The following is a 22,501-nucleotide window of genomic DNA, read 5'->3' as shown; positions in this document are numbered from 1 at the left end:
AGATTATCCATTCCCCTCATTATACTCGGCGCTTTCACTTGGCTCGCGAAAAAAATCATCAAAAAACAACAGCAATAAAAAATATTTTAAATCAAAAACCTCATCTGTTTATTGTGGTTTTAGGCGCAGTGATTGGTGCTATTTTATCCACATTTATTGCTTATCATTTAAATTCCAATCCGCTCAGTTATACATTAATCAGTGTGATTCCATTTGCACTCGCATATAGTTTAAGAAAAGTCTACATCCACACACTGGTACACAGCCAAGAATAATCAGCGTTGATGACTTGACTATACTTTACCCTGCAACGAATAGCCTTTAGGATGGTTTAGATATCATTGTTATTTTATAAACTCATGAATCTGACTGAATGGATTATTTCCATTATGGAACAATTGGGCTACCTCGGTATTGCTCTACTCATGTTCCTTGACAATATTTTCCCCCCTATCCCCTCTGAAGTGATTATGCCTTCCGCAGGCTATTCTGCATCCCAAGGACAACTCCTCCTGAGTGGAGTAATTATTGCGGGTTGTATTGGCTCACTGACTGCGGCTGCAATCCTGTATTGGATTGGCTATAAGTTCAATCATGATAAAATTTTTCGATGGGTCGATCGCTACGGGAAATATTTATTTATCAAATCTAGCGATGTGCAAAAAGCATTAACATGGTTTGAACAATATGGACATCGGATTGTATTTTTTGGACGGATGATTCCTGCTGTGCGCTCACTGATTAGTATTCCTGCGGGAATGAGCCATATGCCCTTTTGGAAATTCATGTTCTATAGTGCGCTTGGTACAATCATCTGGACAACATTCTTAGCCTGTGTCGGGTTTTATTTTGGTGAAAACCAAGCATTGATGCACGATATTTTTAGCCAAGTAGGCTATGTCATTATCAGCATCGTGGCACTGATTATTGTTTGGGTTCTATACCGTCGGCATAAATATAAAATAAAGTAATGGCTATATTTTTAGTTCCATTGAATGGGGAAAAATGTCATTTATGAAACATTATTTGATCTACTTTGCTGCTGTTTACAGCATCGCATTACTGCTTTTAGGTATTCTGTTTAGCTTACTCAATTTAACTGGCTCAACCAGTGTCCCTACACTAATCGCAGCTGGATTTATCACAGCGGGACATTTTGTTAAACGCGAACAACGTATTCCCAGCTCTGATGAGAAAATTCAATTGGTTTGGGGCTGTACTATCGTTTCCCTGTTCATTTCCAGCATACTTGTATTCGTCTATAGCTTGGTCGATCCTACTACTGGAAATATATTAAAAACTGTTGAAAATACAGGTTTAATTCTGATCGCAATTGTCATGCTGCTGCTCATTTTAATTCATGCTGCAATCTTTTTTGTCAGTTTTGGTTGGTATGCCAAAATTTGTGCACGCAAACTAAAACCATAAAGACAACAACCACAAATCTAATGCCAAAAAAACACCTCTCTTGAGGTGTTTTTTTTGATTTCAATGAATTAAGTTGGTGTGTGATACATGAGCCGCGATTGTAGCGGCGCAAGATATAACATCACGCTGGCGTGTGGTACATTAAATAAATTTCATTTAAGTTTTCTGGAATTTCTTCTGCAATTTCATCCATAAGCTGACCATTGCGACGGAAAGATTCCATTTGCGGATCTTCATCGTCCACACCACTAAATACCATCATTGGTAAAGTTAAATCCACCAATTGATCTTCATGTTCAGGTGTAAACCAAGCATCTTCATTTAAGAACATGGCATCGACGAAGCCAACACTCCAATCGCCTAAACTTGACTCAACATCAGCTTCTTCAATTTCAAAAGGAAACTCAATTCCCTCTTCATTGGCTAAGTTTTGACGAATTGCTTCTAACCATGCTTTTATTTGTACAATCATTTCAGCTGGAACTTTCTTTTGATTGTTATCGAAAAGTTCATCGAGCCATTTATCAAAAGTTGGTCCAACCGCAGTTGCACATAAAAAACCATGAGTTGCCGCAAAATCTAGACCATGTTCATTTTGGTCACCATCTAGATATTCGCTCAATAAGTCTAAATCTAAAGCACTCATTTAAAATCCAAGTTCAGTAAAATAACTGTGGATAGCATAGCATTTTAGCGCGCTATGCTGAATCACAATTTAGTCTTCATCGTCATCAAAGCCGTCATCATCATCAAGATCATAATCAAAATCTTTCAGTTCACGCTCTAAACGACGTTGTGCAAGAAGGTCATCAATTAGACGACGTTTTTCTAACGACTCTTTAGCACTAATTTTGCTTGATGCCTCATCAAAACTAACATCATCATCATTGTAGCTATCATCTAATTCGAAATCTGTAGAAGACACTAAAACCACCTCATGGTGAAAAAAGTAAATGGGTCTAGGCGCTATTTATCTTTGTTAGCAAATCTTGTCAAGTTATTTTTACTTTTTTGCTATAACAAACTCAATTTACACTTGTTTTTTGACCTTGAAATTGTGTATTTATGAATAGGTAAAATTTTAATGAGAATGCCGATAAAAAATTAAGATATTTTTGAATGCATTCCCTGCAAGAGACTTGAAAAAAAAAATTCCAACCCAATATTGAAAACAATTGTTAAATCAAAATGCTATTTCCAAATAGCACTTGAACAAGCAATTCAAAACAATTTTAAGCGAATTGTGCTATCATGCACGGTTTTTCACTGCCACAGATTCAACGAAGAGTAAGCAAAGATGAGCGATATGACTTCCCCTACTTCGCAAGTAGCGGCTCTGATTAGCCGAGGCAAAGAGCAAGGTTACTTAACTTACGCTGAGGTTAACGATCATCTCCCAGACTCGATCACGGAAAGCGAACAGATTGAAGACATTATTCAAATGCTTCAAGATGTCGGCATTCCAGTGCATGAACGTGCGCCTGAATCTGATGACACCATGTTCGACGGTAACAATGCAGAAGCAACCGATGAAGTCGCTGAAGAAGAAGCGGCAGCTGTTCTTGCTTCAGTTGAAAGCGAACCTGGTCGTACCACCGATCCAGTACGTATGTACATGCGTGAAATGGGAACGGTTGAACTATTAACGCGTGAAGGCGAAATTAGCATTGCAAAACGCATTGAAGAAGGTATTCGTGACGTTCTTCATTCGATTGCGTACTGGCCAAATGCAGTTGAAGTTGTATTAAAAGAATATAGCGATGTTGCTGAAGGCGAACGTCGTCTTGCTGATATTTTATCTGGTTATTTAGACCCAGAATCTGACGAAGAAATTCCAGAAGTTTTAGAAGAAGAAGCTGAAATTGTTGAAGATGATGAAGCGACGACTAAAACCACTAAAGATGTAAAATTGGACGATGACGAAGAAGAAGAATCTGAAAGTGATGATGATTCTGAAGGTGAGTCTGGTCCAGATCCAGAAATTGCACGTGTTCGTTTCACTGAATTAGAAGATGCGTGGAAAGTAACCAAAGCCACCATTGAAAAGCATGGTCGTAACAGCAAACAAGCAGATGAAGCGCTTGAAGCTCTTGCAACTGTGTTTATGATGTTCAAATTTACACCACGTTTATTTGAAATCATTTCAGAAATGATTCGTGGCACGCATGAACAAATTCGTACCGCTGAACGTGAAGTGATGCGTTATGCAGTTCGTCGTGGTCGTATGGATCGTACTCAATTCCGTACATCGTTCCCAGGTCAAGAGTCAAATCCAGCTTGGTTAGATGAGCAAATTGCAAAAGCACCTGCGGATCAAAAAGGTTATTTAGAAAAAGTACGTCCAGATGTTGTTGCATTCCAGCAAAAGATTGCCGACATTGAAAAAGAATTGGGCTTAGATGTTAAAGACATCAAAGACATTTCTAAACGTATGGCTGTTGGTGAAGCAAAAGCACGTCGCGCGAAAAAAGAAATGGTTGAAGCAAACTTACGTTTGGTGATTTCGATTGCGAAAAAATATACCAACCGTGGTTTGCAATTCCTTGACTTGATTCAAGAAGGTAACATCGGTTTGATGAAAGCCGTAGACAAGTTTGAATACCGTCGTGGTTATAAATTCTCGACCTATGCAACTTGGTGGATTCGTCAGGCGATTACCCGTTCGATTGCCGATCAAGCACGTACCATCCGTATTCCAGTACACATGATTGAAACCATTAACAAGATCAACCGTGTATCTCGTCAACTTCTTCAAGAAATGGGCCGTGAGCCAACGCCTGAAGAATTAGGTGAACGTCTGGAAATGGACGAAGTTAAAGTACGTAAAGTGCTGAAGATTGCCAAAGAACCAATTTCGATGGAAACACCGATTGGTGATGACGAAGATTCGCATCTTGGTGACTTCATTGAAGATGGTAACATTACCTCTCCAATTGATGCTGCGACTTCAGAAGGCTTAAAAGAAGCAACACGTGAAGTGCTGGAAAACTTGACCGAACGTGAAGCGAAAGTCTTAAAAATGCGTTTTGGTATTGATATGCCAACCGACCATACTTTGGAAGAAGTGGGTAAACAATTTGATGTAACACGTGAACGTATTCGTCAGATTGAAGCCAAAGCTTTACGTAAATTACGTCACCCTTCTCGTTCTGAACACTTACGTTCATTCCTAGAAAATGACTAATTTTTGATGATATGGATGGAGACTTGAAATCTAAATGTCAGTCTCCATTAAGTATCTAAGAGAAATACAACGCCTGCATTCACGCAGGCGTTTGATATAATGAGGACTGGCTCTCATGACGATGTTAGACCGTACACCATCACGTGAACTACAAGAAGATCTATGGGTTTTCCCTATGGATTATCCAATCAAATTGATTGGTGAAGCGCATGAAGATTTACATTGTGCTGTTGTTGAAATTTTAGTAAAACACTTTCCTGATTTTGATGGTACAACCATCAAAGTACAACCATCGCGTACAGGTAAGTATCACTCTTTAACGGCACAACTTGTGTTCATAGAACTTGAACAAGTTCATGCACTATATGCTGATTTAGCTGCCTGCACATTGATTAAAACCGCACTTTAATCAATATAAAAAACACGCCTCGAAGCGTGTTTTTTTATGTATGCAAAAAAATATTGCATCCAGCCCCATAAAAATAGCAAATCATCTGGCTATCGCCTCCTATCTCTCCCCAATTTCATTATAATCATTTCTAATCTTTAAACTTTTATGGACGCACTTCACGTGACTGATGCTGTTCTAAAACCCAATTTAATTATCCGTCAATTTAATCAACTTACCCCTTATCTCGACCGTTTTCAGGACATGAAAAAGCTAACTGAAACCCGTGATGAAAACACCCCAGATGAACTATGGATCTTGCAGCATCATGATGTTCTCACCCAAGGACAAGCTGGAAAGCCTGAACATATTCTGATGTCGAGTACCATTCCTGTGGTACAAACAGATCGTGGTGGGCAAGTCACTTGGCATGGGCCGGGTCAGTTGGTTGCCTACTTCATGTTTGATTTGAATCGCTTGGGATGGAACGTTCGCACGTTGGTTTCCTATGCTGAAAATTTAATGATCGACCTGCTGAAAAAATACGATATTGAAGCCTATGCCAAGCCAGATGCACCGGGCGTCTATGTCAATGAACGTAAAATTGGCTCATTGGGTTTTAAAATTCGTAAAGGACGTAGCTATCACGGTCTTGCACTCAATATTGATTGTGATCTGTTTGGATTTCAGACCATTAATCCATGTGGTTATGCAGGTTTAGAAATGGTTCGCGTCATGGACTTGGTTGAAAACCATCCTCATTTTAATGATTTATGTGCAGATGTGATTGAAACTTTAGAGCACAGCGGTTACTTTAATAAAGTCCAAGTCATGCAACAATAACTTTGCTTTTGCGATAAAAATAAATTAGAGTATTTACTCTAAACTAATAAAATATTTTTTAGATAAGGGATGCGCGAGTGATTTCAACCAAATCCGTAAAGCCCGCTTTACAACTAACCTATGTCAAACTCATGATGGATGTGATTGGCAGAGGTTTAGTCATGGCGAGCCAAGTCGATGAAGAAGTAAAACAGGAAGTTGCCAAATTCCCTGTTGGTTTTGTTCTATCGATGAAAGTATTTCCCAATGGTCCCGCTTTTATTGCAAAAGTCACGGAAGACCATCAATTAAAATTACTACAATCCGTAGCAACCAAGCCCGATTTAACCATTACTTTTAAACATTTAAGTCATGCTTTTTTAGTATTTTCTTTCCAAGAAAGTACAGCTCAAGCCTTTGCCCATGACCGTATGATTGCAGACGGTGATTTAGCATATGCCATTCGTCTGGTCCGTTGTTTAAATAAAATGGAATCGCTTATTTTACCTAAACTCTTAGCCGAGCTTGCCGTAAAACAATATCCAAGTGAATTAAGCTTAAAAGAAAAACTAACTGGCGCTGCAAATATTTATTTGAAAGTCGCTCAATCCTATTTTAAACGGAGTGCATAACATGGCTAAACCTTATTACGAATTTTTCTGCCCAGTCAAAGTTATCGCAGGTCATGCCGCGTTAGAACACATTCCTTTTGAACTTGCAACATTAGGGGCAAAACGCCCTCTGATTATTACCGACAAAGGTGTACGTAATAATCATCTACTTGCTCCAATTGAAGCTGCTTTTGAATCGACAGATGCCGTAATTGGCTATATTTTTGATGATGTTCCACCCGATTCAAGCGTAGAAACAGTGCGTAGTGCAGCAAAAGCCTATCGTGAAAATAATTGTGATGCGATTATTGCTGTTGGTGGCGGTTCAGTGATTGATACCTCAAAAGCCACCAATATTTTGGTGACTGAAGGTGGTGATGACTTACTCAAATTTTCTGGTGCACATAATCTTCCAAAAGCACTGAAACCTTTTTTTGTCATTCCAACAACATCAGGGACTGGGTCTGAAGTGACCATGGTTGCTGTGGTTTCCGATTTGGAAAAAAATGTCAAAATGGCATTTGCTTCTTATTACCTGATGCCGCACGCAGCGATTCTTGACCCGCGTATGACGCAAACTTTACCACCGCACTTAACGGCTATGACCGCTATGGATGCACTGACTCACGCGGTTGAAGCCTACACCTGTATGGCTGCAAACCCAATCAGTGATGCTTATGCAACTGCTGCAATCAAAAAAGTAAGCAACAATTTATTTAAGGTACTGGACCATCCAACGGATGAGTTTGGTCGCCTTGAACTAGCGCAAGCTTCAACCATGGCAGGTATTGCATTCTCTAATTCGATGGTTGGTTTAGTACATTCATTGGGACATGCCTTAGGTGCTGTAGCACACCTCCCCCACGGCTTATGCATGAATTTATTCCTACCTTATGTACTTGAATACAATAAAGAAGTGAATGGTGACAAAATTGCAGATTTGTTACTTCCTTTAGCGGGTGCAGATATTTTTGCACAAACGCCTGCACATTTACGTGCCGACAAAGCCATTTCAACCATTCTTACCATGCGTGATCGTTTATACACCCTCACCAAATTACCCCGCACTTTACGTGAAACTGGTAAAGTCTCTGAAGCACAATTAGATGAAGTCGCAGAAAAAGCGTTAAATGATGGATCTATCATTTACAACCCTAAAGAAGCAACCTTTAGTGACTTAAAAACACTGCTAGAAAAAGCTTGGTAAATATTGAAAAATAAGTAAATATAGCGGAAAAATTAGCCTGATGTTTTTTTAAACATCAGGCTTTTCCTTTGTAAAAATCAAAGACCATTTTTTATCAAATGGCACATTTCATGCTGTAAAAAGTTTATAAAGTGATTGGCAAAAGGTATCTAATTAGAGTAGATTGGCGCACTTTTGTTTTATTCGTATAGGGGGGATCGTTCGTCTCAAACGATCCTTATAAACATGACTGATCCTTGATCAACGATTAAGAGGATAACGCCGTTGACAAATATCTCTGGGACTCCATCGGCAGCTAAACTGCAAAAAACGCTGGGACTCTGGCACATCATTATTATCGGTTTAGCTTATATACAGCCCATGACGTTATTTGACACTTTCGGTCTTGTAGCGGAAGAAAGTCATTTTCACGTACCGACATCCTATATATTTGCACTCGTTGCAATTTTATTAACATCTCTAAGTTATGGTCATATGATTCGTCGCTACCCGTCTTCGGGTTCGGCCTATACCTATGCCCAAAAATCGATTCACCCCAATGTTGGTTTTATGGTCGGTTGGTCATCTTGGTTAGATTATTTACTCTCACCAATGGTCAACATCATTCTTGCTGTAATTTATCTTGAAGCACTATTTCCAGATGTAAACCACTGGGTATGGGTCATTATACTGACTGCATTTATGACCGGTGTAAACTTAAAAGGTGCGCGCTTCGTTGCCAACTTCAACAGTTTAATCGTAGTGATTCAGCTGGTTGTGATCGCTGTCTTTACCTATTTGGTTTATAGCAAACTACAAGCAGGTTTTAATGCCGATGGCCCTATTTCTGCTGAGCAACGTTATCAGCTTTGGAGCCTTGAGCCATTTTGGAATGAGTTAACGTCAGTCGGTGCATTGGTTACTGGTGCCACCTTACTGTGTTTCTCTTTTACTGGTTTTGACTCTCTCAGTTCACTTGCCGAAGAAACCAAAGATACTGAAAAGACCTTGCCTAAAGCAATTTTCTTAACTGCTTTAATTGCAGGTGTGATTTTCATTGTCAGCACCTATTTCATGCAAATTTACTTCCCGAACGATCCAAAAACATACTTTGAAGACGTTGCTGCAACACAGCCTGATATTTTAATGCTTGTTGGTGGCTCACTCTTCCAATCTTATGTACTGGCTTTTGCAATCGTGACGGTTATGGCATCGGGCATTTCAGCACATGCTGGTGTATCGCGCCTTATGTTTGCCATGGGTCGTGATGGCGTGATTAACAAAAAAATCTTTGGTCATATCAGTCCTAGAAGCCTGACCCCGTCATACAATATTTTAATTGTAGGCGTCGTTGCTTTAACAGCTGGCTTTATGAATCTAGATACTGTGATTTCCTTAATCAGTTTTGGTGCTTTAACTGCATTTACATTTGTCAATTTGTCAGTCATTTCACGTTATGCATTACGTGATGGTCGCACCAAAAACACGAAAGACATTTTAAACTTTGTGGTTGTTCCATTGCTTGGCTTTATGAGTGTATTTGCACTCTGGCTAGAAATTGAAGAAACCTCTTTAAAATATGGTTTATGGTGGGCAATGTTCGGTATTTTATACTTAGGTTATAAAACCAAAGGTTTTAAACAGCCTGCACCACAGCATAACGAATTTGATGATTCACATTAACAAACTGATTTAATTAATAAAAAAGACGCTTTATGCGTCTTTTTTATATGCTTAATGTTTCCTGTAGCCAATTATTATTCATCTTTTTGAAATTTTAGACATAAAAAAGCTGCCCATAAGCAGCTTTTGCAACAATCTGTTTTTAAACCAAAGCTTCAAAACCTTGCTGACGCCATGCCTCATAAAGAATAATCGCAGTTGCATTCGATAAGTTCAAACTACGCGAATTTGCTGCCATGGGCAAACAAATCCAATGTTTTTCTGGGAACATCATACGTACACTTTCAGGAAGCCCTCGTGTTTCAGGCCCCATCAACAATGCCACTGGACGGTTTAAATTTGAAGTATGTGGCGTTTCAGAACCTTTTGTCGTTAAAGGATAAATCGCATCATTTTCAATACCATGTTCTTTTAAATGCGCCACACATTCAGCAAAATTTTCCCATACTTTCATATGTGCCCATTCGTGATAATCCAATCCTGCACGTCTAAGCTTTTTATCATCCAGTTCAAAACCCAATGGCTTCACCAAGTGCAATTGCGCACCGGTATTGGCACATAAACGAATAATATTGCCTGTATTTGCAGGAATTTCAGGCTCATATAAAACAACATGAATCACAAGGTTTCTCTACTTTTTCAATGCAACAGGGCTTAATTTAGCCCTGCCACTGTAATTGTTCACGTAAACTGACGACCTCACCAATAATGGTGAGGGTTGGCGCTTGGATTTGATATTCTGATACTTTCGATGCAATATCAGCCAAAGTTCCCACCACAACTTTTTGCTCTGGCGTCGTACCTTTAGAAATAAGTGCAACAGGCATATTCGGACGCTGACCATGTGCAATCAATTGCGCACATATTTTCTCTAAGCCCACCAAGCCCATATACAACACTAAGGTTTGGTTTTCATAAACCAGTTCCTTCCACGGTAACTCGGGTGAACCTTCTTTTAAATGTCCTGTTAAAAACCGAACACTTTGCGCATAGTCACGGTGCGTTAAAGGAATACCTGCATAAGCCGAACAACCTGATGCTGCGGTAATCCCCGGGACGACTTGAAAAGCTACACCCGCGGCAAACAGTTCTTGAATTTCTTCACCACCACGACCAAAAATAAATGGATCTCCGCCTTTTAGACGACAAACCCGCTTACCTTGGGCTGCGTATTCCACCAATAAAGCGTTAATCCCTTCTTGAGGAACGCTATGATTGGAACGTGCTTTGCCGACATAAATTTTGTCTGCATCACGACGGCATAATTCTAAAATCGCTGGAGAAACCAAACGATCATAAATAATCACATCCGCTTGCTGCATTAAACGTAAAGCTTTTAAGGTCAATAATTCAGGATCGCCCGGCCCTGCACCCACCAAATAGACTTCACCTTTCGGCGTTTTCCACTCAAGCAATGCCTGCTCAATTAATCGATTTGCTTCAGCAATATTGTCATTAAACACATGTTCTTTGAGTGGACTGGCATACAAGTCTTCCCAAAAAATACGACGTTCATCTGGATTGATAATTTTCGCTTTAACACTAGCACGCCATTGTCCAGAAAAATCAGCCAGTTTCCCCATACCATGTGGAATTGTCGCTTCAAGCTGGGTTCGAATTTGGCGAGATAATACTGGAGATGTACCATTGGTCGCAATTGAAACAACCAAGGGTGAACGGTCAATAATTGCAGGTACCATAAAACGACAATGCGGAGGATCGTCCACACTATTGACCAATATTTTTTCAGCTTCACAGGCTTCAAAAACTTGAATATTGACCGCTTTATCATTGGTTGCTGCAATCACCAAACGATAATTGCGCAATTGAATATCTAGGCTAAAAGGTGCTTGAACATATTGCCCTTGGCTTGATTCAACAATTTCCAGTAAATTACTTTCAATTTCAGGTGCAATCACATGAATCACTGCACCCGCTTTTGCCAAAAGGACGGCCTTACGATAGGCAATATGCCCGCCACCGACAATCAGACAAGGTTGCTGTTGCAACTTTAAAGAGATTGGAAAGATATCCACGGACTACCTCAATATTTTAGATCTGATTGTCTTAAGCAATTTTCATGCACAAAAATGTGCGATTCATCGATTTATTGACCAATCTACAGATTAATCAATAAATTCTGTACCACCCATATAAGGACGAAGTGCTGCTGGAATCTCAATCGAACCATCTTCGCGTTGATAATTTTCCATCACTGCAAGTAAGGTACGACCAACAGCCAAACCAGAACCATTCAAAGTATGGACGAATTCAGTTTTCTTTTGGTCAACACGGTAACGTGCTTTCATACGGCGCGCTTGGAAGTCACCCATACATGAACAGCTTGAAATTTCACGATAGGTATTTTGGCTCGGCACCCAAACTTCTAAATCATAAGTTTTGATTGCACCAAAGCCCATATCACCACCACATAAGATGATTTTACGATATGGAAGACCCAAGGCTTGCAAAATACCTTCTGCATGACCCGTTAATTCTTCAAGTGCATCCATTGACGTTTCAGGTTTAACAATCTGCACCATCTCAACTTTGTCGAATTGGTGTTGACGGATTAAACCACGGGTATCACGGCCATATGACCCTGCTTCACTACGGAAACATGGTGTATGCGCTGCATATTTTAACGGCAGACGATCTGGATCAACAATTTCATCACGCACGAAATTGGTCACAGGCACTTCGGCAGTTGGAATGAGGTAATATTCTTTTTCACCTTGTAATTTGAATAAATCTTCTTCAAATTTAGGGAGTTGCCCTGTACCACGCAAAGAATCCGCATTGACTAAATACGGTACATACGCTTCGGTATAGCCATTTTTTAAAGTATGCGTATCCAACATGAACTGAGTCAATGCACGTTGTAAACGCGCCAATGGCCCTTTTAAAACACTAAAACGTGTACCTGTGAGCTTGGTGGCAGTTTCAAACTCTAAACCACCCATCCATTCACCCAAGTCAGTATGATCTTTAATTTCAAAATCAAACTGACGCGGTGTACCCCATTTTAGGATTTCAACATTATCGTCTTCATCTTTACCTTCCGGTACAGATTCATGCGGCATATTTGGAATGCTTAACGCTTTATTTTCAATCTCGGTTTGTAATTCAGCAAGCGCAACTTCAGCAGCTTTAATGTCATCACCAATAGCAGCCATACGCGCCATAATTTCGGATGCATCGCCACCAGATTTTTTAATTTGGCCAACTTGTTTAGCACCCGAATTACGCTCTGCCTGCAAAGCTTCAGTTTTGGATTGAAGCTCTTTACGGTGCGCTTCAAGCGAAGCCCACTCTTCTACATTCAGCTGTACACCACGTTTTGCTAAGGCTAAATTTACAGCCTCAATATTATTTCGGATTAATTTCGGGTCGATCATAGCCAATCTTTTGCAAAGAAAAAAACTGGCTATAGTGTAAGCGCTAAATGTTAAAAAAGACAGTGACCGAGCTTACAGCTGTGCCTTATTACAGCAAATTTAACTGAATTAAGCTAAATTTAAGGTGCTGGATAGTGCGGCAAACTTGGTAGATATTCAGCTTTAATCAGTTGAGTCATTGCAGCATAAGGTAAGTTCAGTTCAGTCATCCCTTCGGCATAAGAAGCCAATTCATATAAGGGATAAACAAAAACAAGACCATTAGCCCCATAGTAAAAATTATCGCTCAACTTTAACTGACTGCGTTCAATATTATGTTGCTCCAACCACATCGTATTGGCGTCATATAACGCATCTAATACTTGCTGTTCTGCACCCTTGACTAAAATATCTTCTAGCGCCAAACGCTTTTTGGTATTTAAATCAAAATTTACAAATTCTTGATGATACATTCCGTGTGCTGCACCCGCCGAATAACTATAACTTTGAATGGCAAATGTCGCCTGATCATAATATTGACTGACGAAACGCACATAGGTCGAACTTTGACTTAAGTTAGGTGCAGCCCCATCCGAGGTATTTATTTTTTGATTCGGTTCTGTCGAAAATGCAATCGGATCGGCTTTTTTGATTCGAGCGATAAAATAATCATCGATCCATTTTAGATTGCTGTTGACCGTTTGAATATCATATTGAATACACCCTTCAGCATCACAGGCTTCAGGTTTACTCAGTTTAACCGGCACCACTTTGGCTTGAATGGCACTAATGGCATTTTCTTTATTTTGTGATTGTTGCTTTGCTGCTTCAGGTTGCACATCACTTTTGGGTTGGCATCCTGCAAGTACTCCGCCGCCAATTGCCAGCGTACAAACCAAGAACCATGGTTTTAATAATGCTTGTGTCATTCTGCAACTCTATACTTTCTTAAAATCAATCATCCCACTATACAAACTCAACCCGCCAGATAAAATTACAAAATGTAGCAATGAGCAAAATCCATGCAAAATACTGTGCAATTTCCAAGAACTGATGTTTTTACGCACACAATTGAAGCAAATTCATTTTTATTAGGATAGCGTTGCATTCAAAGTGATCAGCCTGCTTTTTCCGACATTAAAGAGTGCCAATACATTTTCCATGATGACAATTGCAATAAAAAACCACCCGAAGGTGTAATGCCTAGCAGTTAAGAGTAATTTAATAATTACTTATTGATAAATCTCCCCTAACCCCTCTTTAAAAAGAAGGGAACGATATAGTATTCGATACCTTATTAAATTTCAGATACTCCCTCCTTTGAAAAAGGAGGGTTGGGGAGGATTAAAAAATACTTTACTGACTGGCATTAACCCGCAGATGGATCTTTATAAAGGTTGAATATTATTGATCAATAATATCGGTGCCCTTCGGTGGTGCAAAATTAAAGATTGATGCAGCAATTGCAGGATTTAATTTCACATTATTGAAGCGAACATAAGTCGTTTGTCCCAAAGAATCTTCTAGAATCATCAAACTTGGTGCTTTGTTTGCACCAAAACTGATGGTTAGACTTTGAAATGCCCCATCACGATCCTTAGGCAACAAAGTGTAATAAGTCTTGGTTTTATCCTGTTGCGTCACACGATATGACTGCATAATTTGACTGGTATTACCCGACAACAACAATGCAGGTGTATTCGCCACTTGATCATCTAGACTTTGACGAACCGCTTGTTGTAAATCAGGGTCATAAATCCAAACCGTTTTACCCGAAGTCACAATCGTTTGTTTTGATGGACTAGTGGTTTCCCAAAAAAACTTCCCTGGACGAGCAACCTTCATAACCCCTTTAAAGGTTTGATTCATGTGCTGACCGGTCAAGCCTTTTTTCTGTGGGGCTTTACTTCCAGATGTGGCTTTGGTGGTTTGCTCAAAATTTGCCGACAAACTATGAATACCACCCAACTGTTTGACCAAATTTGCGGTTGCTTGTTGCTCCGATGCTGCAACAGGCGCAGCAAAAACAGTAGTACTCATGAGCGGTGCAAGCGTTGCCGCACCTAATGTCATAGCACATAGGGTTTTACGAAGCATTTTCATATCATTACCTTTTTATTTGCTGTATCGCTATTTATTCAATGTCTCATCTTAAACCAATTTTTATTTGTAATAATTGAGAAAATAAGAAGTTTTGTATTGTTATTAATGTTGAATGTACAAATTTCTACATCATGATGAAGAATCAGAACAGTTTTAACGCATCTTTCGAAATAAAAAACCCACATTTTGCTGTGGGTTTTTATGCTGACTCAGCTCAATATATTGCATTATTTCCATTGCCAACCCACCGCAGCGCCTCCTCCAAAATCACCCTCAGTATTGGTGGTTGCAGCAGCTTTATAGATAAACTTATTATTTTCCGTTATGCCACTTACACCAAGAGCAAAGCCTTGTTTATTTTCCCACGTACCAGCCCCTACACTCAGCATACTATAACCCGCTTCGGTGGGTTGCGGTAAGGATGCGATTGCTAAACTTGATGCAACAGCAGCATGGGTTTCATCTTCAAATTCACTCATATTACGATTTAAAGCATCAACACGGCTATTAATAGCTGCATTTGCTTGACGCATTTGCACCACATTTACAGCATCCGTATCTTGTGTACCTGCTGCAACATTCGTTATTTGTCTTTCCGCACCTGCTGCACCCACCGAAACAGTATTATCTCGATTCGATGTAGAACCCTGACCTAAGACTACGCTATTGTTTGCTGCTGTGGTGACATTATTACCAAGCACATAGGTATTATTGCCACTCACATTGTTGTTATTCCCAATTGCTCCCGAGTTTCGACCTGTAATATTGTTATTTACACCCAGTCCTATCGATTGCCTACCCGATACATTCGTGGCTGTTCCTATTGCAATTGCACCTCGACCCGTCGCAGTCGGTTTAGGTCCGGTATTGAATTGATTTGACTCAATTTCAACATAAGGATCATCTCCAATTAAGCTGGCTAACCACTCGCGTACCGTGCCTGTATAACCCTCGTTTACAGCCAGCTCATAGGCACTAAAGCCAGTTGCACCAGTATCGCCTTTTGGTCCCTTAATTCCAGAAGAGTGATGTGGCTTAGGGTGATGACCATATCCATTACCATGAGATTGGTGGCTATTTCCGGCATTTGCCAAAGTACTGCTACCCATCGCCAACATGATACTTAACAACAATAATTTCGGAGTTTTAATGGTTTCTATTTGTGCAAATAAACCCAGATGATGAATTTGCTGTATTGCTATGCGTGGCATTTGGCCTTGTTCAATTTTATCATCATCTTTTGATGCATCAACATGATGGTAAAGTAATTTATTCAAGACCTTTCTGAATATTATTCTCATGTCTGTTAGCCTTTTTTGTAATTTTGCAATTCATATTCTACACCCAATAAATGAGACTTAAGTCTCAATATGCCGCAGTATTGCGACTTATTTGTAATAAAAAAATAATACAAAATATGCAAAACAAAAAAACAAGTATTTGATTTTTATTATTTTAAAATAAAGCACAGCCAATGCTATATTTCTCGACTATAGCGAATTAAAACAAGAATCATACAGACATAAAAAAACCCGCAAAAATGCGGGCTCTTTTTAAAAATTAAAACTTATACAGTTTCAACTTTTACGTAGCGACGGCCAAATTGACCCTTCACTTCGAATTTGATCACGCCATCAGCGGTAGCAAATAAAGTATGGTCACGGCCCATACCTACGTTTGCACCAGCGTGGAATTCTGTACCACGTTGACGAACGATGATGTTACCTGCAGTCACAGATTGACCACCGAACATTTTAACGCCTAACATTTTAGGGTTCGAGTCACGACCGTTACGTGTCGATCCACCAGCTTTTTTAGTAGCCATGTTTCATAATCCTCGTAATTAGCCTGAAATAGCAGTAATTTTCAACTCGGTAAACCATTGACGGTGACCTTGTTGTTTACGGTAATGTTTACGACGACGCATTTTAACAATACGGATTTTGTCGTGACGACCGTGGCTAACTACTTCAGCAGTTACTGTAGCACCAGCAACAACTGGAGCACCAATTTGAATGCTTTCGCCGTTTACAAGCATTAATACGTCATCAAACGTAATAGTTGCACCGGTTTCAGCTTTCAATAATTCTACTTTAAGGGTTTCACCCTCAACAACACGGTGCTGTTTACCACCGCTTTGGATTACTGCGTACATAATGTACTCCAAACATGCCCGTGTCGTCGTGTTGATAAAGGAATATATCAATCTTAATACGAGCGCCACTGGGGGATATCTAAGGGCAAACATATTAAGTGATAATAAATCAAACGACAAGCCATTTTAGTATTTTTTTGCGCCTTACCTATGCTTATTTTCTAAACAATCAAATCACTAAAACGAAAGGATTGCGACATCTAAAGCTGAGATTTTATAAAATGAAATAGATTTTTAAAATCAATTCGCTACTATATAGAATAGACTACGAAATGCCAGCTAAGTCACATATTATATTGGTTGTTAGAATTAGGCCTAAGATAAAACCATTTGCTTAGCCATGATTTAAACATCTATATTAAGATCTTCGCTATATCACTCGATATAATTGCTACACTATATAATAAGCAATTCAATTTTATAAAGGTTTCTCTTCATATGGCCATCGACTTTAAGCAAGACATTCTCGCTCCTGTTGCTTCAGACTTTGCTGCGATGGACACATTTATTAATGAAGGGATTACGTCAAAAGTCGCCTTAGTCATGGCTGTAAGTAAGCATGTGGTTGAAGCAGGCGGTAAACGCATGCGCCCTATTATGTGTTTATTGGCAGCAAAAGCATGTGGTGCAACCGATTTAGAACGTCAACGTAAGTTAGCGGCCATTATTGAAATGCTGCACACTGCAACGTTGGTGCATGATGATGTGGTTGATGAGTCAGGCCTACGTCGTGGTCGCCCCACTGCCAATGCGACTTGGAATAATCAAACTGCGGTTTTAGTCGGTGACTTCCTGATTTCCCGCGCTTTCGATTTGTTGGTCGATTTAAACGACATGACCTTACTGAAAGATTTTTCTACAGGAACTTGTGAAATTGCCGAAGGTGAAGTACTACAACTTCAAGCACAACATCAACCTGAAACCACAGAACAAACTTATCTCGATATTATTCACGGTAAAACATCACGCTTATTTGAATTGGCAACTGAAGGTGCAGCTATTTTATCGGGTACACCGGAGTATCGTGAACCACTGCGAATCTTTGCTGGTCATTTTGGTAATGCCTTCCAAATTATTGATGACATCTTAGATTACACCTCTGATGCGGAAACATTAGGTAAAAACATTGGTGATGATTTAATGGAAGGTAAACCTACTTTGCCATTAATTTCAGCATTACAGAAGACCACAGATCAAGAACATGAAATTGTGCGTTCAAGTATTGCAACGGGTGGTATCGCTCAACTCGACCGCGTGATTGAAATTGTGCAAAACTGTGGCGCACTGGATTATTGCCGCCAACGTGCCACTGAAGAAACTCAATTTGCGCTACATGCTTTAGACCGACTACCAGAGAGTGAATACCGCCAAGCACTGATTAACTTGACTCAACTTGCTTTAAATCGAATTCAATAATGAATTTTATGAGAATAGATTTTACATTCGCCTATGCATATAAATTTTAATGATCTATTTTTAACCATGCAGGAGCAGCTTGAGTCTCATCAAGCTGTTCTTGATGATTCGCTGCTCATTGAATTGGTCAATCGTATTCGACCAATAGACTCTACAGATCACGAAGAAATCAACAGAAAATTTCAAGCTTTCTTACAAGTGCTACTGATTACACCCCACGCTGCATCCACATTACAAACGTTTATCTTAAAACTGATTAGCCAATACAAACAAACCAGTTTATATGCCGACACCGGTATTTTATCACTCGATGGATTTTGGAATCAGCTCGCACAACGTTTAGGTGCTCATTTTCTGCCGCTGATTAATGATGAAAGCCAACTGCAAGATTTAGTCCGTCGTGTCTTTTATCAACGTAGTGATAAATATTGGCTGGACAGCATTTCCAGTGATGATTGGCAAAAGTTATTTGCATTACTCAATCAAGGTCACGGCAATCAATCAGAAAAGCTTAAAATTAAAAGTGAGCTGATTAAAGCGATTACTGTTTTATCTTATCGGATCAGTGGCATCGGGCTTTATCCTGAGTTCATCAATGCACAACCCGACTTAACCGAATATGAATCACCTTTTCTGGTACAAAACCGAGAAATTGTAGAGTTCATTCAGCATTATAAAAAGCTACATCAAAATACAGATGCCATAGCCGTAACTGTTCCATCCGATGCCGCACAAGCCTTGGTGATGATTGAGCAATGCCGTGATGTAGTGTTAAAAATTCGCCGTGCCACCAAAAGAATTGGCGTCAGCCTTAGCCTGACCTATCTGCTTTCTTTGCTTGAGCAATGTCTAGACCGAATTGAACTGTTACTCAATTTGATTGTGGATGAAGATAAAATTCGCTATGAATCTTTAGGCTTGCTAATGGTGGATATCACCACCGCAATTTATAGTGAGCGTAGTGTTCGATCCCTTTTGGCAACCAACAGTGAACTGATTGCCTTACAAGTCACAGAAAATGCCAGTAAAACGGGTGAGCATTATGTGAGTACTGACAAGCAGGGCTTTTGGTCGATGTACAAGTCCGCTGCTGGTGCAGGGGTGATTATTGCCACCATGGCAACACTTAAAATATTGTCAGCACGTATGGTCTTGGCACCCATGATGCAGGCTTTTATTTTCAGCATGAACTACTCACTTGGTTTTATGCTGATTCACGTTTTACATTTTACCGTTGCAACCAAGCAACCTGCGATGACAGCCGCAGCATTGGCTGCCACCGTACAGCATCGTAAAGGCTCTAAAACAGCACAGATTGCTGAACTTGCTGCACTGATTATTAATATTATCCGGACCCAATTTATTGCAATCTTAGGGAATATTTCAATTGCCATTCCAACTGCGGCAGTCATTACCCTGCTCTGGCAATACGGGATGGATGAACCACTCTTAAATCATGCCAGAGCCACCAAAACCTTACACTCACTCAACCCTTTTACGTCTTTGGCCATTCCACATGCGGCTATTGCAGGTGTCTGTTTGTTTTTTTCGGGGCTGATTGCAGGTTACTTTGACAACATGGCCGTATACCGCAAAGTTGGTCCACGTTTACAAGCCCATGCGCATCTCAAACTGATCTTGGGACAAGAACGCCTGAATAAATTTGCTGCGTATATTGAGCGCAATTTAGGTGCGTTGGCAGGGAATTTCCTATTCGGCATTATGCTCGGAAGTATGGGCACCATTGGTTTCATCTTAGGTCTGCCTCTCGATATTCGACATATTGCGTTTGCTTCTGCCAACTTTATTCAAGGCTTAATGAATATTAATGGTAGTCCCGAAATTGGCTTAATTTTTGTGTCATTTTTAGGCGTGTTATTGATTGGTCTGACGAACTTATTTGTCAGCTTTACCCTGACCATTATTGTGGCACTGCGTGCACGACGGGTTCGATTTGAACAATGGAAGCCTCTGGCTAAACTGGTACTTACTCATTTCTTAACCAGACCAAGTGACTTTTTTTGGCCACCTAAGACTCCATTAGAAGTGGATGAATCCCCTTCATCACAAAAATCCCCACCTAAGTAATTTTTTGTTTTACTTCTCATTTAAAAATGAGTAAAAAAGAAATGAGCATAATTTACACGCACTTGAAATAAAGTGTACTGATGAGTACACTTTAAGCATTAATTGGCCATGCTTCCATCGGCTAATCTAACAAAGGTCAATCAAATGCCTTATTGGTTGCTTGGTGTAGGATTTTTCTTATTTTTTTTCAATGTATTAGTGCTTTTTACCCCTTCACTCAATCACTTTGATCTAGTGATTGTCGAATGGCTAAGCCAACATCGCACAGTGCATTTAAATACGATCGCCATGACACTTTCCGCTATGGGGGGTATACCATTTGTTCTATTTTTAACCTCCTTATGGTGTTTCTATCAAGGCTGGTACAAAAAGTATACAAATGTTGTTTTTATTGGTTTAGGCCTGATAGGAAGTACTGCCACAGTGTGGCTACTCAAATATATATTTTCAAGACCGCGACCACCTGAAATCTATCATCTGGTCCAAAGCTATGGTGCTTCATTTCCCAGTGCTCATAGTGTTTATGCCGCGACGTTGGGCTGTCTTGCAATTTATTTAAGTCAAAAACATTCAAAGCATCAACTGATTTGCGTTTGTGCTGTTACATGGTTGTTGATGATGGGAATTTCAAGGGTTTACCTTGGTGTGCATTTCCCCTCTGATGTGTTAGCAGGTTGGAGCATAGCTTTTATTTGGATCACACTACTTTATCTGTTGTATGCCAAATTCAGTCACACAAAACAAATTAATTTTTAGATTTAATTTTTAGATAATAATCTAATCGAGGTGGAACAATGATGTCTGCAAAGCTATGGGCGCCCGCCCTAACCGCTTGCGCATTAGCAACAAGTATTGCACTTGTTGGTTGTAGCAAAGATCCTAAGGATGCACAGCAAGCTGCTGCTGCCCAAAAAATGCCTCCGACTGAAGTCGGTGTCATTGTTGCTCAACCACAAAGCGTAGAGCAATCGGTAGAACTCTCAGGCCGTACCACGGCATTTGAAATTTCTGAAGTCCGTCCTCAAACCAGTGGTGTGATTCTCAAACGTCTATTCACTGAAGGTAGTTATGTTCGTGAAGGTCAAGCGCTGTATGAAATTGACTCACGTACCAACCGTGCTAGCGTTGATAGTGCACGTGCTGCACTAAATCGCCAGCAAGCCAACTTAAATGCGTTACGTGTTAAAGAAGGTCGTTATCGTCAACTTGTCGGCACCAATGCCATTTCAAAACAAGACTATGATGATATGGTTGCCCAAGTGAAGTTAGCTGAAGCAGATGTAGCATCCACTCAAGCTGAACTGAAAAATGCTGAAATTAACCTCGGTTTTTCTACAGTTCGTTCGCCTATTTCAGGTCAAACCAACCGTTCAACAGTCACTATAGGTGCATTGGTGACAGCCAGTCAGACTGATCCTTTAGTCACTGTGCAACGTTTAGACCCGATTTATGTCGACATTAACCAATCTAGCTCTGAGCTGTTACGTTTACGTCAACAACTGAGCCAAGGTCGTTTAGACAGCAGTAACAACACCAAAGTAAAATTGAAGCTAGAAGATGGTAGCTACTACCCTGTTGAAGGTCGTCTTGCATTCTCTGATGCCAGTGTGAATCCAGATACAGGTACGATTACCATCCGTGCGGTATTCCCGAATCCAAATCATTTGTTGCTTCCGGGTATGTATGCGACGGCTCAAATTGTACAAGGTGTGATTCCAAATGCCATCTTGATTCCTCAAGCGGCCATTACCCGTACCCCAACCGGTCAAGCAATCGCCATGGTGGTAAATGCCAAAGGTGTGGTTGAGACACGCCCTGTTGAAACTGTCGGTGTACAAGGTAAAGATTGGATTGTAACGAGCGGCTTAACTGCTGGTGAGAAAGTAATTGTTGATGGTGTAGCGAAGGTCAAAGAAGGTGCAACCGTGGTTGCTAAGCCTTATCAACCTCAAGCAGCTGCCCCTCAAGGTGCTGCTGCACAACCTGCGGCAGAAGCAAATAAAGCAGACAAACCAGCACAGCCTAAAGCTGAACAAAAAGCTACTTCAAATACATAAGGG

23 protein-coding genes are annotated in these 22,501 nt (G+C 40.1%); 13 read left to right on the top strand and 10 right to left on the bottom strand.

The annotated features are described in order from the left end of the window. Window positions 1–38 precede the first annotated feature (38 nt). The 3 genes from F994_RS14095 to F994_RS14085 all read left to right on the top strand — a co-directional run bounded on the left by F994_RS14095 (window position 39) and on the right by F994_RS14085 (window position 1,428). Window positions 39–275 (top strand): FUSC family protein, encoded by a 237-nt coding sequence (locus F994_RS14095; protein WP_154649960.1) that lies wholly within the window; start codon window positions 39–41, stop codon window positions 273–275. A gap of 84 nt (window positions 276–359) precedes the next feature. Further along, entirely contained in the window at window positions 360–971 is a 612-nt protein-coding gene (locus tag F994_RS14090) for a DedA family protein (RefSeq protein WP_004651230.1), read from the top strand. Window positions 972–1,014: 43 nt separating this feature from the next. After that, complete coding sequence (locus F994_RS14085; protein WP_004651229.1) at window positions 1,015–1,428, top strand: ABZJ_00895 family protein; 414 nt, start codon at window positions 1,015–1,017, stop codon at window positions 1,426–1,428. Between the two features lie 121 nt (window positions 1,429–1,549). Here the strand turns inward: F994_RS14085 and F994_RS14080 are convergent, their stop codons facing one another. After that, window positions 1,550–2,074, bottom strand: a complete 525-nt coding sequence (locus F994_RS14080; RefSeq protein ID WP_004651228.1) for a YecA/YgfB family protein — start codon at window positions 2,072–2,074, stop codon at window positions 1,550–1,552. A gap of 69 nt (window positions 2,075–2,143) precedes the next feature. Beyond that, the gene (locus F994_RS14075; protein ID WP_004651227.1) at window positions 2,144–2,353 is read right to left on the bottom strand and encodes a PA3496 family putative envelope integrity protein; all 210 of its coding nucleotides are present in this window, start codon (window positions 2,351–2,353) and stop codon (window positions 2,144–2,146) included. A gap of 372 nt (window positions 2,354–2,725) precedes the next feature. Between F994_RS14075 and rpoD the strand changes: the two genes are divergently transcribed. The 6 genes from rpoD (at window position 2,726) to F994_RS14045 (ending at window position 9,302) form a co-directional block, all read left to right on the top strand. Further along, window positions 2,726–4,612, top strand: coding sequence for an RNA polymerase sigma factor RpoD (rpoD, locus tag F994_RS14070; protein ID WP_004651226.1), 1,887 nt, complete (start codon window positions 2,726–2,728; stop codon window positions 4,610–4,612). A gap of 121 nt (window positions 4,613–4,733) precedes the next feature. Further along, window positions 4,734–5,021 carry a YbeD family protein gene (locus F994_RS14065; RefSeq protein WP_034697362.1) on the top strand — a complete coding sequence of 96 codons (288 nt, stop codon included), beginning with the start codon at window positions 4,734–4,736 and terminating at the stop codon, window positions 5,019–5,021. Between the two features lie 147 nt (window positions 5,022–5,168). Continuing rightward, the gene (gene lipB / locus F994_RS14060; protein WP_004651224.1) at window positions 5,169–5,843 is read left to right on the top strand and encodes a lipoyl(octanoyl) transferase LipB; all 675 of its coding nucleotides are present in this window, start codon (window positions 5,169–5,171) and stop codon (window positions 5,841–5,843) included. Window positions 5,844–5,920: 77 nt separating this feature from the next. After that, window positions 5,921–6,454, top strand: a complete 534-nt coding sequence (locus F994_RS14055) for a hypothetical protein (RefSeq protein ID WP_004651222.1) — start codon at window positions 5,921–5,923, stop codon at window positions 6,452–6,454. A gap of 1 nt (window position 6,455) precedes the next feature. Then, complete coding sequence (locus F994_RS14050; protein ID WP_004651221.1) at window positions 6,456–7,640, top strand: iron-containing alcohol dehydrogenase; 1,185 nt, start codon at window positions 6,456–6,458, stop codon at window positions 7,638–7,640. Window positions 7,641–7,904: 264 nt separating this feature from the next. Further along, on the top strand, window positions 7,905–9,302 hold the full coding sequence (locus F994_RS14045; RefSeq protein ID WP_004651220.1) for an APC family permease: 1,398 nt from the start codon (window positions 7,905–7,907) through the stop codon (window positions 9,300–9,302). A 142-nt stretch (window positions 9,303–9,444) separates the two neighbouring features. Here the strand turns inward: F994_RS14045 and F994_RS14040 are convergent, their stop codons facing one another. The 8 genes from F994_RS14040 to rplU all read right to left on the bottom strand — a co-directional run bounded on the left by F994_RS14040 (window position 9,445) and on the right by rplU (window position 16,937). After that, on the bottom strand, window positions 9,445–9,924 hold the full coding sequence (locus tag F994_RS14040) for a tRNA (cytidine(34)-2'-O)-methyltransferase (protein WP_004651219.1): 480 nt from the start codon (window positions 9,922–9,924) through the stop codon (window positions 9,445–9,447). Between the two features lie 37 nt (window positions 9,925–9,961). Further along, on the bottom strand, window positions 9,962–11,338 hold the full coding sequence (gene cysG, locus F994_RS14035) for a siroheme synthase CysG (protein ID WP_004651218.1): 1,377 nt from the start codon (window positions 11,336–11,338) through the stop codon (window positions 9,962–9,964). 90 nt (window positions 11,339–11,428) lie between these two features. Continuing rightward, window positions 11,429–12,700 (bottom strand): serine--tRNA ligase, encoded by a 1,272-nt coding sequence (gene serS / locus F994_RS14030; RefSeq protein ID WP_004651217.1) that lies wholly within the window; start codon window positions 12,698–12,700, stop codon window positions 11,429–11,431. Between the two features lie 119 nt (window positions 12,701–12,819). Further along, the gene (locus F994_RS14025) at window positions 12,820–13,608 is read right to left on the bottom strand and encodes an RsiV family protein (protein ID WP_004651216.1); all 789 of its coding nucleotides are present in this window, start codon (window positions 13,606–13,608) and stop codon (window positions 12,820–12,822) included. Window positions 13,609–14,083: 475 nt separating this feature from the next. Beyond that, complete coding sequence (lolA, locus tag F994_RS14020; RefSeq protein ID WP_004651214.1) at window positions 14,084–14,782, bottom strand: outer membrane lipoprotein periplasmic chaperone LolA; 699 nt, start codon at window positions 14,780–14,782, stop codon at window positions 14,084–14,086. A gap of 227 nt (window positions 14,783–15,009) precedes the next feature. Continuing rightward, a complete protein-coding gene (locus F994_RS14015; RefSeq protein ID WP_051061104.1) occupies window positions 15,010–16,059 on the bottom strand; it encodes a YadA family autotransporter adhesin in 1,050 nt (349 codons plus the stop codon). 290 nt (window positions 16,060–16,349) lie between these two features. Beyond that, on the bottom strand, window positions 16,350–16,607 hold the full coding sequence (gene rpmA, locus F994_RS14010) for a 50S ribosomal protein L27 (RefSeq protein ID WP_004651212.1): 258 nt from the start codon (window positions 16,605–16,607) through the stop codon (window positions 16,350–16,352). Between the two features lie 18 nt (window positions 16,608–16,625). Then, window positions 16,626–16,937, bottom strand: coding sequence for a 50S ribosomal protein L21 (gene rplU / locus F994_RS14005; protein ID WP_004651211.1), 312 nt, complete (start codon window positions 16,935–16,937; stop codon window positions 16,626–16,628). Window positions 16,938–17,375: 438 nt separating this feature from the next. On the opposite strand from rplU, the gene sdsA reads away from it, so the two are divergent. From sdsA to F994_RS13985, 4 genes are all read left to right on the top strand, one after another. Further along, the gene (gene sdsA / locus F994_RS14000; protein ID WP_004651210.1) at window positions 17,376–18,353 is read left to right on the top strand and encodes an All-trans-nonaprenyl-diphosphate synthase; all 978 of its coding nucleotides are present in this window, start codon (window positions 17,376–17,378) and stop codon (window positions 18,351–18,353) included. 33 nt (window positions 18,354–18,386) lie between these two features. Continuing rightward, window positions 18,387–20,441, top strand: coding sequence for a site-specific recombinase (locus F994_RS13995; RefSeq protein WP_004651209.1), 2,055 nt, complete (start codon window positions 18,387–18,389; stop codon window positions 20,439–20,441). A gap of 144 nt (window positions 20,442–20,585) precedes the next feature. Then, on the top strand, window positions 20,586–21,197 hold the full coding sequence (locus tag F994_RS13990) for a phosphatase PAP2 family protein (protein WP_004651208.1): 612 nt from the start codon (window positions 20,586–20,588) through the stop codon (window positions 21,195–21,197). A gap of 38 nt (window positions 21,198–21,235) precedes the next feature. Then, window positions 21,236–22,498, top strand: coding sequence for an efflux RND transporter periplasmic adaptor subunit (locus F994_RS13985; protein ID WP_004651207.1), 1,263 nt, complete (start codon window positions 21,236–21,238; stop codon window positions 22,496–22,498). Window positions 22,499–22,501 lie beyond the last annotated feature (3 nt).

Origin of the sequence: Acinetobacter bohemicus ANC 3994 (genome assembly GCF_000367925.1) — a bacterium.
In the GTDB taxonomy this organism is placed as follows: domain Bacteria; phylum Pseudomonadota; class Gammaproteobacteria; order Pseudomonadales; family Moraxellaceae; genus Acinetobacter; species Acinetobacter bohemicus.
The sequence above is the reverse complement of the archived record's forward strand: the minus strand, read 5'-3'. Positions and strand labels throughout refer to the sequence as shown.

Excerpts from the sequence above, each read along its gene's own strand:
- F994_RS14025 (WP_004651216.1), bottom strand. The coding sequence starts at position 13,608 with ATGACACAAGCATTATTAAAACCATGGTTCTTGGTTTGTACGCTGGCA.
- F994_RS14050 (WP_004651221.1), top strand. The coding sequence starts at position 6,456 with ATGGCTAAACCTTATTACGAATTTTTCTGCCCAGTCAAAGTTATCGCA.
- lipB (WP_004651224.1), top strand. The coding sequence starts at position 5,169 with ATGGACGCACTTCACGTGACTGATGCTGTTCTAAAACCCAATTTAATT.
- F994_RS14065 (WP_034697362.1), top strand. The coding sequence starts at position 4,734 with ATGTTAGACCGTACACCATCACGTGAACTACAAGAAGATCTATGGGTT.
- F994_RS14090 (WP_004651230.1), top strand. The coding sequence starts at position 360 with ATGAATCTGACTGAATGGATTATTTCCATTATGGAACAATTGGGCTAC.
- F994_RS13990 (WP_004651208.1), top strand. The coding sequence starts at position 20,586 with ATGCCTTATTGGTTGCTTGGTGTAGGATTTTTCTTATTTTTTTTCAAT.
- F994_RS14085 (WP_004651229.1), top strand. The coding sequence starts at position 1,015 with ATGAAACATTATTTGATCTACTTTGCTGCTGTTTACAGCATCGCATTA.
- rpoD (WP_004651226.1), top strand. The coding sequence starts at position 2,726 with ATGAGCGATATGACTTCCCCTACTTCGCAAGTAGCGGCTCTGATTAGC.
- rpmA (WP_004651212.1), bottom strand. The coding sequence starts at position 16,607 with ATGGCTACTAAAAAAGCTGGTGGATCGACACGTAACGGTCGTGACTCG.
- rplU (WP_004651211.1), bottom strand. The coding sequence starts at position 16,937 with ATGTACGCAGTAATCCAAAGCGGTGGTAAACAGCACCGTGTTGTTGAG.
- F994_RS13995 (WP_004651209.1), top strand. The coding sequence starts at position 18,387 with ATGCATATAAATTTTAATGATCTATTTTTAACCATGCAGGAGCAGCTT.
- sdsA (WP_004651210.1), top strand. The coding sequence starts at position 17,376 with ATGGCCATCGACTTTAAGCAAGACATTCTCGCTCCTGTTGCTTCAGAC.
- serS (WP_004651217.1), bottom strand. The coding sequence starts at position 12,700 with ATGATCGACCCGAAATTAATCCGAAATAATATTGAGGCTGTAAATTTA.
- F994_RS14080 (WP_004651228.1), bottom strand. The coding sequence starts at position 2,074 with ATGAGTGCTTTAGATTTAGACTTATTGAGCGAATATCTAGATGGTGAC.
- lolA (WP_004651214.1), bottom strand. The coding sequence starts at position 14,782 with ATGAAAATGCTTCGTAAAACCCTATGTGCTATGACATTAGGTGCGGCA.
- F994_RS13985 (WP_004651207.1), top strand. The coding sequence starts at position 21,236 with ATGATGTCTGCAAAGCTATGGGCGCCCGCCCTAACCGCTTGCGCATTA.